Origin of the sequence: Myroides oncorhynchi (assembly GCF_020905415.1) — a bacterium.
In the GTDB taxonomy this organism is placed as follows: domain Bacteria; phylum Bacteroidota; class Bacteroidia; order Flavobacteriales; family Flavobacteriaceae; genus Flavobacterium; species Flavobacterium oncorhynchi_A.
The window spans coordinates 22680-37957 of record NZ_JAJJMP010000001.1 but is presented as its reverse complement, the minus strand read 5'-3'; the positions used below and the strand labels follow the sequence as shown (position 1 = coordinate 37957).

General features: G+C 32.8%; 9 protein-coding genes. 4 read left to right on the top strand and 5 right to left on the bottom strand.

Annotated elements, in window-relative coordinates; all coding sequences use genetic code 11:
- Nucleotides 1-22: 22 nt before the first annotated feature.
- The 4 genes from LNQ81_RS00145 (at nt 23) to LNQ81_RS00130 (ending at nt 11924) form a co-directional block, all read left to right on the top strand.
- Nucleotides 23-1507, top strand: coding sequence for an L-type lectin family protein (locus tag LNQ81_RS00145; RefSeq protein ID WP_229944166.1), 1485 nt, complete (start codon nt 23-25; stop codon nt 1505-1507).
- A 359-nt stretch (nt 1508-1866) separates the two neighbouring features.
- Entirely contained in the window at nt 1867-9420 is a 7554-nt protein-coding gene (locus LNQ81_RS00140) for a hypothetical protein (protein WP_229944165.1), read from the top strand.
- A gap of 50 nt (nt 9421-9470) precedes the next feature.
- The gene (locus LNQ81_RS00135) at nt 9471-10946 is read left to right on the top strand and encodes a hypothetical protein (protein ID WP_229944164.1); all 1476 of its coding nucleotides are present in this window, start codon (nt 9471-9473) and stop codon (nt 10944-10946) included.
- A gap of 351 nt (nt 10947-11297) precedes the next feature.
- Nucleotides 11298-11924 (top strand): 2OG-Fe(II) oxygenase, encoded by a 627-nt coding sequence (locus tag LNQ81_RS00130; protein ID WP_229944163.1) that lies wholly within the window; start codon nt 11298-11300, stop codon nt 11922-11924.
- A gap of 48 nt (nt 11925-11972) precedes the next feature.
- Here LNQ81_RS00130 and LNQ81_RS00125 read toward each other — a convergent pair whose 3' ends face one another.
- The 5 genes from LNQ81_RS00125 to LNQ81_RS00105 all read right to left on the bottom strand — a co-directional run bounded on the left by LNQ81_RS00125 (nt 11973) and on the right by LNQ81_RS00105 (nt 15275).
- Nucleotides 11973-13580 carry a PepSY-associated TM helix domain-containing protein gene (locus LNQ81_RS00125; RefSeq protein WP_229944162.1) on the bottom strand — a complete coding sequence of 536 codons (1608 nt, stop codon included), beginning with the start codon at nt 13578-13580 and terminating at the stop codon, nt 11973-11975.
- 19 nt (nt 13581-13599) lie between these two features.
- Complete coding sequence (locus tag LNQ81_RS00120; protein WP_229944161.1) at nt 13600-13890, bottom strand: hypothetical protein; 291 nt, start codon at nt 13888-13890, stop codon at nt 13600-13602.
- 2 nt (nt 13891-13892) lie between these two features.
- Complete coding sequence (locus LNQ81_RS00115) at nt 13893-14225, bottom strand: hypothetical protein (protein ID WP_229944160.1); 333 nt, start codon at nt 14223-14225, stop codon at nt 13893-13895.
- Nucleotides 14226-14446: 221 nt separating this feature from the next.
- A complete protein-coding gene (locus LNQ81_RS00110; RefSeq protein ID WP_229944159.1) occupies nt 14447-14812 on the bottom strand; it encodes a DUF1801 domain-containing protein in 366 nt (121 codons plus the stop codon).
- A 1-nt stretch (nt 14813) separates the two neighbouring features.
- Entirely contained in the window at nt 14814-15275 is a 462-nt protein-coding gene (locus tag LNQ81_RS00105) for a GyrI-like domain-containing protein (protein ID WP_229944158.1), read from the bottom strand.
- Nucleotides 15276-15278: the final 3 nt, after the last annotated feature.

Below are 15278 nucleotides of genomic sequence, written 5' to 3'. Positions count from 1 at the left end.
ATAGGTTTAATAGAGATATAAAATGAACAATAAGATAGTTGTAATAATAGCATTAATCGTTACAAGTTTTGTTTTTGGACAACAAGCAAGAACGTTTCCCTATTTTCTTTCTTTAACTGGAGATGATAAGCCTAGTGTTATCACAGAATACTTTGGACGTGATGTTTTTGAAAAATCCGAGCGATATTCAGAAGATGGTTTAGCTTTAACTTTCAAGACTTCAGATGGAGAGACACAAGAATTTAGTGGTTTTGCTTTAGATGAAATTCCTTTTACTTCTGAATTTGGTATCATCGTAGAGTTTAAGTATGCCATGATAGATGGTATAAAATATGGTAGTAGATATGGAGATGGATTAACGATGTTTTTATATGATAGTGATAAAAAATTTGAAATAGGAGGACATGGAGCGAGTTTAGGATATACTTATCGAAATAGTATCGGTACTGCTGCCCCAGGGCTCAATGGAGGGTATCTTGCGGTAGGATTGGATGTGTACGGAGATTTTAAAGCAAGATCTGTTGCTGCTTATGAAAAAAAGGAAGGTATTGCAAAGTATAATTGGGATGAAGTAGGGAGCCATGTTACTGTGCGTGGCGCTCAGTATTTAAGCAATAGATATAAAGGATATCCAGTATTGTATACTATTAATGCAGATAACTTATGGAGAGAGAATAAAGCCTTTTTAGATTATAATACGGGTGATTATGAATTTAGAGAAGATAACTTTAGCAAAAGGTTTAAAATGTATACAGGTCATGATGATTATGATAATATACAGTATAATACAGTAATTGTATCAGTTTTTCCAGATAATGATAGGGGAGGAAGTTATATAGAAGTAAAAGTAAAGGATGGAGGAAGTGATGATCATAAAAATGTAATTGATAGGTTTTTCTATCCGAACGAATTTAAAACAAGAGATCAAGAAGGAAATCTATATGATTTTAAAACAAACGTACCTAATAATTTTAAGGTTGGTTTTGCTGCCGCTACAGGAGGAGCTTATGAAAAGCATCTAATTAAAGATGTAAAAGTAAGTTTGCCTTATGAACCGGACATGGATGATATGTTTGCAAATTTGTGTGCAGGAAATACCGATGGGAAGGTAGTTCGTATAGCGCCTTATGAAGGTGCTTGGTTTTATTCAGGTTCTGTAAGTAATCCAAGAGGAGGGAATGATAGTAGATATATAAATTATGGTAGTTTCCGCTTTGAAGATGAAAAAGGATATGCTTTAAGTTCAAGTAATCATTTTAAATACAACCAATCTGGTGTAGGTCAATGGGAATACAACTCTAGTAATGGAATAGTAACTTTTACAGCGACTGAAAATCTACCAGATGGAGAGTATTCTGTATATTTTTCTGCAACAGGACAAAATAATGGACCAGGTGGATTTGGTCCTTTTGGTCGAGAAGAATATCGCTCAAGACCTACTAAGTTAGCAATAGTAGTTAAGGAGTGTAAAATATTCTTTAATCCCAATCAACCAATTAAAGTTTAAGTACAGTAAATGGCTGAAAAGCATACAAAAAAGGAGAAGCTAATCGCTTCTCCTTTTTTTGTTCAATATTTTCTTGTACAGGGCTATTTTCTTATTGACTTTTCATATAGTTTAATTTATATAATATCTAAATAATTAAATAAAACAAAATGTAATGTTGTGATTTCTATGTGTTTAGTTTTTTTTAAAAATGTTTAGTTCGCAAATGGTATGGTTTTTGAATTTTGTATTGCAAATCAGTGAATTAGTGTCTTTTTGCAGGTCGTTTGTCTTTTTCATTGATAAAAAACAATATTTTAAGTATTAAGTGTATTGTTTTTTACGAATTAAGTAATAAAATATTTTAAAACAAAGCTGTTATGAATAAGAAGATAATTACAATTGGTGTTTTGATGATGGGGGGTATCGCATTTTCACAAGTTGGTGTGGGGATTAAACAACCACATAAATCAACACTTTTACATTTAGAGAATAAAAAGGATGATTACAAAGGAGTATTTATACCGAATGTTCCGTTAAAAGGATTGAAAGATGGTAGTCTTATTAATAATGGAAATATTTTAACTAGTTTATTAGTTTATAATACAGAAAATCAAGCAGATGTGACCCCTGGTTTTTACTACTGGAAAGCAAATGAATGGGTACGTGTAATTGATCACAAAGATATTTTGGAGAACTTAGATAATTTTCCAAAAAACAAAACCTTAGCTGTTAAAAAAGAAAATAATATTGATGTATTGTATGTTGAAGACACACAAGGTCATATGGTTTCAGTTCCATTAAAAGATATTAATATAGTTACAACATTGATAGATGGTGGAAATGGAAAATACGTATTTACAAATGAAGAAGGTACTCAAACGACAATTGATATTCCAAATACAGTTGTTGAGAATATTACTGAGATCTTAAATCAAACTACAGTAAAACAGGAAATATATGAAACTGTTGCTGTTCAAGGAAAAAAAGTTAGTTCCATTGATGGATCAATTCAAGTAGACAATGGTGATAAAGCAGCTTTGAACGCTATGCAAATATCTATTGCAAAAGGAGGGGTTACTCCTGAAAAGATAGAAGCAGGAGGAAACAAGCAAATCTTGATAACCAATTCAAAAGGAGAGGTTGTATGGGTAGATGCTAGTGACGAGGTGATTATCGATGCTGTAAAGAATAACGAAACAGTAACAGTATTAGTAGATAAAGGCGATGGAACTTTTGAGTACTACAACGAAAAAGCAATAGATGCTAATGGTGATTTGATTCAGGCGAATGCTGTAAAGTTTAATGCCAATACACTAAGCATTGTAGAAAGACAAGGAAAAGAGCAAGGTATTTATGACTTCTTTGATGGAGAACATAAAGATACTCCTTTAATGACTATTAGCACTCGTGCCAATTCTATCTATTTTGACAACAGTTCAACTACAATTAAGGGAGATAACCTACAAGAGGTAATCGAGAATATTATCACTAAAATAGAAGTAGCTCAAGGAACTCCATCATCAATTAAAGGAGGAAGAGAGATCTTAATCAATGGAGAGACAGAATTAGGGGAAGCAGTCTTAAAAGAGATGACCTTAAGTATTGCCCCAGGAGCTATCACAACAGAAAAGATAGAAGCAGGAGGAAACAAGCAAATCTTAATTACCAATTCAAAAGGAGAGGTTGTATGGGTAGATGCTAGTGACGAGGTGATTATCGATGCTGTAAAGAATAACGAAACAGTAACAGTATTAGTTGATAAAGGCGATGGAACTTTTGAATACTACAACGAAAAAGCAATAGATGCTAATGGTGATTTGATTCAGGCGAATGCCGTAAAGTTTAATGCCAATACACTAAGCATTGTAGAAAGACAAGGAAAAGAGCAAGGAATTTACGATTTCTTTGATGGAGAGCACAAAGACACTCCTTTAATGACTATTAGCACTCGTGCTAATTCTATCTATTTTGACAACAGTTCAACTACAATTAAGGGAGATAACCTACAAGAGGTAATCGAGAATATTATCACTAAAATAGAAGTAGCTCAAGGAACTCCATCATCAATTAAAGGAGGAAGAGAGATCTTAATCAATGGAGAGACAGAATTAGGGGAAGCAGTCTTAAAAGAGATGACCTTAAGTATTGCCCCAGGAGCTATCACAACAGAAAAGATAGAAGCAGGAGGAAACAAGCAAATCTTAATTACCAATTCAAAAGGAGAGGTTGTATGGGTAGATGCTAGTGACGAGGTGATTATCGATGCTGTAAAGAATAACGAAACAGTAACAGTATTAGTTGATAAAGGTGATGGAACTTTTGAATACTACAATGAAAAAGCAATAGATGCTAATGGTGATTTGATTCAGGCGAATGCCGTAAAGTTTAATGCCAATACATTAAGTATTGTAGAGGTATTAGGTGAGAATCAAAATGGAACAGGAGTATTTAACTTCTATGACAAGTCTCAAGAAACTCCTATTGCTACTATCAATGTGCCAGAGAGTGTGATTAACAATATCGTGGAGATATTAAATGATGAGAGTGTAGTTAATGTTATTTACGATAAAGTAGCAGCGAAGGGCAAAGCGGTTACTTCTGTAGATGGCTCTATTCACATAGACAATGGAGATAAAGCAGCTTTGAACGCTATGCAAATTTCTATTGCAGATGGTGGGGTTACTCCAAAAAAGATTGCAGCGGGAGGAAACAAGCAAATCTTGATAACCAATGCAGAAGGGAATGTAGTATGGGTAGATGCTAGTGACAAGGTGATTATTGATGCTGTAAAGAATAACGAAACAGTAACAGTATTAGTTGATAAAGGCGATGGAACTTTTGAGTACTACAACGAAAAAGCAATAGATGCTAATGGTGATTTGATTCAGGCGAATGCTGTAAAGTTTAATGCCAATACACTAAGTATTGTAGAAAGACAAGGAAAAGAGCAAGGTATTTATGACTTCTTTGATGGAGAGCACAAAGACACTCCTTTAATGACTATTAGCACTCGTGCCAATTCTATCTATTTTGACAACAGTTCAACTACAATTAAGGGAGATAACCTACAAGAGGTAATCGAGAATATTATCACTAAAATAGAAGTAGCTCAAGGAACTCCATCATCAATTAAAGGAGGAAGAGAGATCTTAATCAATGGAGAGACAGAATTAGGTGAGGCAGTCTTAAAAGAGATGACCTTAAGTATTGCCCCAGGAGCTATTACAACAGAAAAGATAGAAGCAGGTGGAAAGAAACAAATCTTGATAACCAATTCAAAAGGAGAGGTTGTATGGGTAGATGCTAGTGACGAGGTGATTATCGATGCTGTAAAGAATAACGAAACAGTAACAGTATTAGTAGATAAAGGCGATGGAACTTTTGAGTACTACAACGAAAAAGCAATAGATGCTAATGGTGATTTGATTCAGGCGAATGCTGTAAAGTTTAATGCCAATACACTAAGTATTATAGAGGTATTAGGTGAGAATCAAAATGGAACAGGAGTATTTAACTTCTATGATAAGTCTCAAGAAACTCCTATTGCTACTATCAATGTGCCAGAGAGTGTGATTAACAATATCGTGGAGATATTAAATGATGAGAGTGTAGTTAATGTTATTTACGATAAAGTAGCAGCGAAGGGCAAAGCGGTTACTTCTGTAGATGGCTCTATTCACATAGACAATGGTGATAAAGCAGCTTTGAACGCTATGCAGATTTCTATTGCAGATGGTGGGGTTACTCCAAAAAAGATAGAAGCAGGAGGAAACAAGCAAATCTTGATAACCAATGCAGAAGGGAATGTAGTATGGGTAGATGCTAGTGACGAGGTGATTATTGATGCTGTTCAAAAGAACGAAAGAATTACTCATTTAGAAGTGAAAGAGGATGGAACTTTTATATACTATAATGAATTAGCAGTTAACGAAAAAGGAGAAATTATAGCAGAAGGAGTTGCATTTGATGCCAATACACTATCAATTGAAGAAAGTACAAATACACCAGGTATTTTTACTTTTTCAGATAAAAAAGGAGTAATTAAAGATTTAGATATCCGTGCGAGTAAAATTATTATTGATGATAGTACTATCGGCTCTGGAAATGATAATGTACAAGATATATTAGAGACTATTTTTGAAATTATCAACAATATAGATAGTCAAAAAAGAGATCTAAAAGGGAATGGTATCTTAGTTAATGGTAAAACAATTGCTGAAAAAGCTGTTTTAGCGGATTTAGAGTTGTCTATTGCAGACAACGCAATTACAACATCTAAACTTGGAACAAATGCTGTAACAACAGAAAAAGTAGTAAATCATGCTATTACAGAAGACAAGTTATGGGCAGGAGAAGGCAGAGAGAAACAAGTAGCTGTAGTACAAGTGGACGGTTCTGTTAAGTTTCAAGAACTTAACGCTGTTGTTACAGGAAAAATGTTGTCTGTAGATAATTCTTTACTTGTTAAAGGAGATGCTTCAAAGGCATTGTTACAAGCAGTAGATATTAAAGTAAATGATTTAGGTATTGTAACTAAACACATAGATCACAATGCAGTTACTGCTGCTAAGATCGGTTCTGAAGAGGCAGTCTCTAATGAAGTTTTAACAGCAAATGGTTCAGGAGGAAGTGTTTTTATGCCTATATCTTCAGTTGTTGATTCTGCAATGCAAGGAGATATACAAGGAGATGATGCTATTATTGTAACTGGAGGAGAGAATGTTGTTTTTGGAGATAATCAAAAGAAAACATCAATCACATTAAATAATAGAGGAGTAAAAGGGGGGCATATTGCTACTCAAACAATCTTAAATGAGAATATTGCTAATACAACAATTACTGCAACTAAACTAAATGGAGAAGCAGATAATGTAAATGCAGTAGCTACAGTAATTGATAAGAAAGGAACAGTAGCTTACCAACCTTTAAAAGCAGATGCTATCTCAGATAAAGCAGCTTTAAAAACAGATGGTATTATCATGGTTGGTGGACTTGATCAACAAGGAGGAACTTTACTTAAAGAAGCTACTTTAAGTATTGCTTCAAAAGGGATTAATACTACTCAAATAGCAGATAATGCAGTTGATAACTTACAAATAGCAAACTTAGCTGTATCATCTGATAAAATAACATCAGGAACAGTAGGGACAGGTAGAGTATTGTTAAGTGATGTAGATGGGAAAACCAAATGGGGAGAGTTAGATGATATTACGACTCAATTAGCAGGTGATTTAACAACAGATGAGATTATCAAATTGACTTCTCAAGATGGAGAGGGAAAGAAAGCGTTATTAAAAGATGTAAAACTAAGTATCAATGATAACAGTATCACAAAATCCAAGTTAAGCTCTGTTGAGGCAGATGGTAATGTAGATGAAGATATGTTATTAGTTGCTGATGGACAAGGAGGCTTTAAGTATATTAAGAAAGAAACCGTATCTATTGAGACAGAAGATCTTGTTTTGGGATCTGCACTAACTTTTATTAATAAAAGTACAGGTAAAGATGCTGTGTTAGTAAATACTTCTATTGATGTAATGGAAGGTGGAATTAATACTTTAAAGTTAGCTGATGCAGCAGTAACAATAGATAAAATAACTTCTGGTATTGCTAAACAAAACACAGTATTAACAGCAATAGGTAACGGTAAAGTAGAATACAAAAAACTTTCAAATAGCGCATTTGAAGGCAGCGAAGCAAATTTGTTATCTGATGGATCGTTATTAATTCCTTTAAATAATAAAGCTGTATTAACAGAAACAACTATTGGTATTGCTAAATCTGGAGTACAAACACAGCATATTGCAGCAAGAGCAGTTACAGTAGATAAGATAGGAGCAGAAGGAACAAGCAATGGTTTAGTACTGGTAACTAAAGATGGAGGAGCAGAATTTACTTCTCTCTCAGAAGCTGTTGCTGGAACAGGAAAAGATATTAAAGAAGGAAGTGCTATTAAGATAACTAATGGAGCACAAGCAGCATTAAAGGATGTAACAATTGAGGTAAAAGATTTGGGAATTACCAATGCTAAAATAGCAGAGAGAACAATTCAAGCTTCTAAATTTGATGCAACAGGAAATGCCCCTGGAACGGTACTAACTTCTCTAGGAGATGGAGAAGCGAAGTATGTACCACTAAATCAGTATGCAAAACCATTAAAAGCAGATTCTTCAATAAAAATATCAACAGATAATGGGGTATTATTAGCAGATGCAACTATTAAAGTAAATGATTCAGGAATTGATACAAAACATTTAGGAGCAAAAGTAGTAACAACTGATAAAATATCTTCTAAATTAGGTAATGGAGTTGCAAATGAACAACAAATCTTAATGGCAGATGGTAAAGGAGGAGTTTATTTTGGAACTTCAGAGAATGTTGTAACTAAAGGCAATATTAATGAGGGAGCTACAATTAGCGCTACTAAAGGAGCTACAGGTGCAGTATTGCAAGATGTAACTCTTGAAGTAAAAGGATTGTCTATTAACACAGAACATATTAAAGATAATGCAATATCTCAAGCTAAAATTAATGCTAAAGCAGTAACCGAAGATAAGATAGATACTAATGCAGTAACTGAAACTAAAATCGCCAGTAAGGCTGTGACAGAGAATAAAATTGCAGATAAATCTATTAGTGATACTAAAATAAAAGATTTAGCAATTAGAAAAAACCATATTTATATTCAGAATATTGAAGAAAAGCACTTAGCTAGTAATGCTGTAAGTACAAGAGCAATTGCTAATAACGCTGTTACAACAGAAAAAATAGCTAATGATAATGTGACTAATTATAAAATTAAAGATGGTGCAGTCACAACAAATAAAATTAGTGCTGAAGACGCTTCAGTTGGTCATGTTCTAACTGTAGAGAAAGATGGTAAAGTAGCTTTTAAGGCAGCAACTGGACAATCGGTAACCAAAGGAAAATTAACAGGTAGTGGGCCAATTTATGTAGATAATGGAGTAGATGCTGTATTAAAAGATGTAACTTTAGATATAAGTGGTAAATCTATTAAAACAGAGCATATTGCAGATCGTACAATTACAAAAGAAAAAATAGGTTTTGGGCAAATTTATAACGAACATATCACTACAAGTGCAGTAGATAGCAAACAAATTAAAAATGGAGCTGTTCAGGGCGATATTATCAAAGATAAAGGAGTTGAAACTGAAAAGATAAGTTCTTACGGCGCTAATGAATACGAGGTTTTAACTTCTGATGGTAGAGGTGGAGCTCGATGGGAAAAAATATCTGGAACAAGTGATACGGGTTCTGGAGATTTGAAAGAGAGTAATACTATTGAAATAGCGGAGGGTGAAGGTAAGCAAGCATTGTTTAATGATTTAAAACTTGAAATTAAAGGTGGGTCTATTCAAACAAAGCACATAGCAGATAATGCAGTAGGTACAGACGAATTGAAAGATAAATCAGTTGGTTTTGATCAGTTACAACACAATTCTGTTTATAATGAGGTTATTCATGATTATGGTATTAAAGCTTCAAAAATGAATTCAGAAGACGATAGAGGTAAAGATACTCCTGAGGGATATGTTTTAACATCAGATGGAAATGGAGGAGCTCATTGGGAACAAGCAACTAATGGAAATGGAGGTAGTGATATCGCTTCACCTAAGTTCTTTTACTTGCCAGCTATCTATGTGGAGATGGTATCAGGTCAAAGTAATTCTATAGAGTTGTATGACGAGTATAAAGAGCAATTTGGATCACCTATGTTATCAAGTAATGGTAGTTCTACTTTACCTGTGTATGATCAAGATGATTTAAACTATTATGTAACATACTATGATAAGAATGTGTTTGAAAATGTACGTTTAGATAGTGATGGAGAGTTACATTATACTGTAAAACAAGGGGCTAAACCAACGGGCAGAACATTCTTTAATATCGTTTTAGAAGTGAAACAATAATTTATATTCCCAAGAAGAAGTAATCTTCTTGGGGATTCAAAAAATGACGTATGAAAAAGTATTATTATTTAATGATAGCGTGTTTTAGTTTATTGACTTTGCAGGCACAAGTACATGAATATCCTTTAACAGGTACAGAAAAACCTCTAGGAATTGTAGAAGAATGGGATAGAGGGGGGAGTGCCCCTTCTGGAAATGAACGATATACTACAGAAGGGATTGTATTAAGTCATGATAGGGTAGGGTATAGTGGTTTCGCTATTGATGATTTAGAAATTGATTTAAGAAAAGGTGCAAGAATTGAGTTCGAGTATGCAATGAGTGCTATTTATGGTACAGGTTATGGCGCGGGAGGAGGAATGACATTTTTTGTATTTGATGCGGATAAAAAATTTAAATTAGGGTATGGAAGAAGTGCGTTAGGCTATGCTTATAATGAATCTAACTCTACGGCAAGATTAGCAGGGTTAGCAGGAGGATATTTAGGAATAGGTTTTGATCTTAGTGGGGGATTTAAAGGGACAGGTACAATGAAATCCTATGAAATGCGTGAAGGAATTACAGATAAGCGATATACCGAAGCAGGGGTTACACCTAATGTTTTTGGAAATTATTATGGTAGTCATATTACGTTAAGAGGAGCTATACAAGGGAATTTAGGATTTAAAGGGAATCCAATACTTTTTTCGCAGTATCAAGGTTCCCAGTTACCATCATCAAATTCAATTACTAATACAATAATAAATTATAATACAGGAGGATATGAATTTGGAAATACTAAGAATACATCAAATTTTGATATCGCTAATAGTGGAACTTCTACTAATCCTAATTTTCAAAAGATTATTGTAGAGTTAGTTCCTGAGGAAGATGAATCTGCAATGTATGTTACAATTAAGGCTAAAGAAGGAAATAACGAAATAACATTGATTGATAATTTTTATTATAAGCATTCTTTTAAAACTTATGGAGTTGATGGATATGATTTTTCAGGTGAATTAAAAGAATTTGAATATGAGTTTAATACAAGAATTCCTAATAGAGTTAAAATAGGTTTTGTAGGATTATCAATTGATTTTGCTCAACAAAAAACCATTATTAGAAATGTAAAAGTATCACCAATTGATGAGGGTGGAGTAGAAGAAGGTGTAGAGTTAGAAAATGAATATGAAGAGATTTGTATAAGTGAAAATAGTAGTAGTGAAGGAGCTGTTGCTTTTATTGATATTTTAGAAGATACAAATCACAATGTAGATTGGAATAGTTTTATGTTCGTGGATGAAAACGGAAATAAGAAAGGAGATCATTCTTATGCAGATTTTTATGCTAAATGGGAGTACAATAACCGAGATAGACAGGTGAAGATGACAGTTGAGTTTGATTACTATAAACCTGAGCAGGATTTAGCAATCTATTATAGTGTAGAAGTTGAAGGTGTTCGCTCTAAGCCTGCTAAGATTAATGTTAGAAGTATAGAATGTGGGGCAGTGATTAATCCTCATATTATTACTAAAAGTAATTACTAAGATGGACTTATTGAAAAAATGTACAAAAAAGAGGAAGCAAGTGTTTCCTCTTTTTTGTGCAGTTAGGTGAACTATTTTATTTGACTATTACTACATTTTAGAGAGTGAGCGATGTTTTTGAGTTTCAAGTCTGTTTTTTGTAAAAACAAGACACAGGTATTTTGTTATAAATGATGCGAATTATTTTAAAAAAAAGCATATTAGGTCGCTCTCAAAAGCATTTTTATCGCTATAGATTATCAAATCTGTAAAAGTGAATTTTAGCAACGTATATATTGAAAAAAACGCGGTTTTTGATATTGATTTTTTTCTAATGTAAATTATATTTGCTTACTTTTTATTTGTTAATGTATGGGTGATTTTGAAGTAAATCCATTTTATGAGTTAATTATAGACGATTTGGTGAATCGTAAATATTCGGTAGTTGACTGTTTCTTTTCAGAGGAGGAAATCAACTCATTAAGAGCAAATTTGCTTTTAAAACAAGACTTGCACAGCTTTAAGAAAGCAGCTATAGGGCAGGCAAGCAGTGAACAAATAATAGACGAAGTTAGAGGAGATTCTATCCTATGGATGGATGAAAAAAGTCCTGATGAAGTAGAGCAGATGTACTTTAATAAAGTGAACCACTTCCTAGAATATGTGAACAGAACTTGCTACTTAGGAATTCAGGAGGGAGAATTTCATTATGCGTGTTATCCTCCAGGTACCTGTTATAAACGTCACCTAGATGTTTTTCAGACAGATAGTAGAAGAACACTATCTGTAGTACTATACCTAAATGATCAAGACTGGACACCTGCTTATGGAGGGGAGTTAGCTTTGTATCTTCAAGACCAGCAAGGTAATGAACAAGAAGAGATTGTGTATGCACTACCAGGACGTTTAGTTGTGTTTGATAGTAAAAGCATAGAACATGAAGTAAAAATGGTTAATAATACCCGCTATAGTATTACGGGGTGGTTAAAGACTAGATAATCAAAAAAGCCTTTATATATTGGTATATAAAGGCTTTTTGAATTTCAGTTATTCAGTAATAGCTTTTTCGTCTTCTTTAATTTTTTGTTCATGCTTATTGCGTACTAGTTTCCATGCATATAATGTAACAATAGGAACTATAACCCAGAAAAGATCTATTATAAGTATATCTGAATAGTTTTTAGACCAGCTAATCCATATCCAATTATCCGTCATAACACCATTAAAAATGGGTATAGTTAAACCAATTAGACTTCCTATTAATAAACAGTCTCTATTTGTTTTATAAATACTTTTTCTTATTGAAAGAAGAATAGATGCTATTAACCAAGACCATAAATAGAATGAATAAATAAAATCTTGCCCTCCTGAAGGATTGAGTTTAACAGCGATAAACGTTAATGCTGTTACAGGATACATCGACAAACAAATTGACATGTATATGTTTGCTAACCAAAAGTTAAACTTGCGTTTGTGTTCTGGAACATTCTTTTTATCTCTAGCAACTAACCAAATCAGCACTCCTGAGATAATAACAATACAACCAGCTATACCTACTAAGAAATATACAATACGTGTTGCGTATCCTCCAAATGAACCAAAGTGTAATAAATATACTAGATTAGCAAATACATAGTTATAACCAGCATATTCATTTGGATTGTTGATTTCTTCTACTTCTTTTGTGTGAATGTGATACTTTATATTTCCTCTACTATTTAACTGTTTTTTATTGTCAGCCCTTCCGCTTATAGCGATAGTCATACTTTCATCTCCATAGTTTAATATGTACACATTAGATATGTATGGATCATCCCATCTGTCGATAGTCTTTTCTATATATTCATTGATATTTACTTTTTTATCTATGGGAATGTTTAAGAACTCAATTTCTTTATTTACCCTAGCTTCACTAACATCTTTTTGAAACTTTTCTGAATCACCTCCATAACCTAGATGAGTCATCGTATTAGAAACTAAGCTATAATTCAATAAAAAATAAGCTCCAGTGATAGCAAAAACTAGTTGAAATGGAAACGATATTACACCTAATGCAGTATGCAAGTCTGTCCAAACGGTTTTTAGTTTTTCCCAAGGTCTAAATACATAAAAGTTAGAGACTATCTTTTGCCAATGTACTAGTAATCCAGTTATTAAAGCAAATAGAAAGAAAAAAGAAACTAAACCTGCTAGAAAATAACCAAAAGGAGCAAATTTAATATCGACTAAACCATTTAATTGAGCTAAGAAATGTAATCTATATAAGAATTCACCTAAAGAATAAGCTTCGGTATATGTTTTCTTTTCTTTAGTTATAGGATCAAACATGCTATATGTTCTTTCACTAGCTTTTGGATTTAGTGAATCTTTTGAAGGAGAAACATTGTAATTCATTATCCTACTTCTATCATTGAAGTAGAAGGTAATATCTCTACCATACAAACCTAGTTGGTTATCTAAAGAGTCTATTAAGGTATTATAGTTAAGGGATTGGGCAGAGAAGTTCTCTTTTGGCGTATTATTTTGCCAGTTGTTGATCTCATTTTTGAAGAAAGCAAATGAACCTGCAAAGAATATTACATAAAGTAATACTGTTATAAAGATTCCACTTATTGTATGTAAATGGAAGTATTTATTATAATTTTTAATATTCATAATAATAGTGGGTCTTGTATTAGGTATGTAAAGGAGCTATTAAATAGGGTAGATAAAATAGTATGCATAATCCTATATAAATTAACCAAATCTTAAATCCATTGTCAAATAAGAATGCAATAACAAACAAGATCGCCCATACTACATATCCGGTAACATACATAGTGGTGAAAACAGGAGGGGCAGAAAAAAAATACATTAAGAATAAGTGTAATGTAATACTGACAAAAAATCCTCCAACAAATCCCGCAGTGATTTTTAATATACGTTGCCAAACAGAAGTTTCTAAGTGTTTTTTATTTGCTGGCATGATTAAAAGATTATAAATTCTATAAATAGAGATACACCTATAAAACTAACAATGTGTTTAGTTTTAAATGAGAGCATAGGATAAAAAGTTAGAATACTAGAACCTATGAACATTAAAAAGATAAAGAATGTTAGACTACCTACTCCAATACCTTCATAAATAGACTCTATAAATAAGACGATTGTTAATAAGCTATAAGCTATGATTTTGGACAACTTAGTGTTTGACCTAAGCCATGTAGTCAATGTACATTTCTTCTCATATTTTACCTTTTCAGAAGTATTATATAGCATAAAGAATGCAAATGCTGTGATTGAAAATAATATGGTATGCATTTTATTTAGATTGAGTAAAAACAAATGTATAACATATTTTATAGTTTTCAATAACAAAATATTAAACTTTTTTAGAAGTTAAATTTTTGTTTTTAATTATTGATTATTAGGTGTTTGTGTTTTGTTTTTGATTTCATTGTGTGATAAAAAAGCCTAATTGTATATACAATTAGGCTTTTGCTATTAGGTGATTAATGCTTGTTAAATGGTATGAGTCTAAATTATTTTGTTTTTATCACACCTTGATAATATAGATTTAAGGCTTGTTCTAGAATATCAATAATAGCCTCTATAGGTAGGTCAGTATTAGCATCGAGACTAAGTGTTTTCATTCGCTTTCTGTTGCCTATTTCTAATAAAGGATGTTTTATTGTCAAGCCCTCTACTATTAGTAGATAAGGCGATTTAGGTTCTTTTGTTAAAGCTAGGAAACAGAACATACGATTCTTATAACTAAAACAAGGAGTACCCCATTTGAGAGACTCTGTAATGTGTTTATCTAATCCTAAGATTATACTTCTTAAAGCTTGTAAGCAACTTCGATTAGGTTCTGTTTGTCTTAAATAGTATTGTTCTGTTTCTTTCATTTTAGTCGTTTATAGCTACGTATATACTTACTTCAGCATCTAAGGGATTTACAGTTTTTTCATCATAGACTTCGAAGTCTGCAGTGTATTTTCTATCCCAGTTTTGATTCCATATCTTCACCCATTCATTGATTACTAAACCCTGTGTTAAGTCTCCAGTTACAGTTACTTTAGTATAATTACTTGCATCTACAGTATGTCCAATCATACCTTTAGGAATATTTGATAAGTCAGATACCTCACAGCCAATGATAGTTGTATAAGGCATTGTGTAATCTCCTTCATAGTTGGTGTACATTGAGTAAACAGCTGTGCAAACTTTGTTGGGAATGTGATTTAGTACATCTTCTTGCCAGAAGCGTTCCCATAATAAAGGGATGTCATTGGCAGCCTTGTTTTGCTCATTAGTTGTTCGAACTTCAATACCGATAAGGTAGAATTGATCAAGTGTTACTGTAGTCATGGT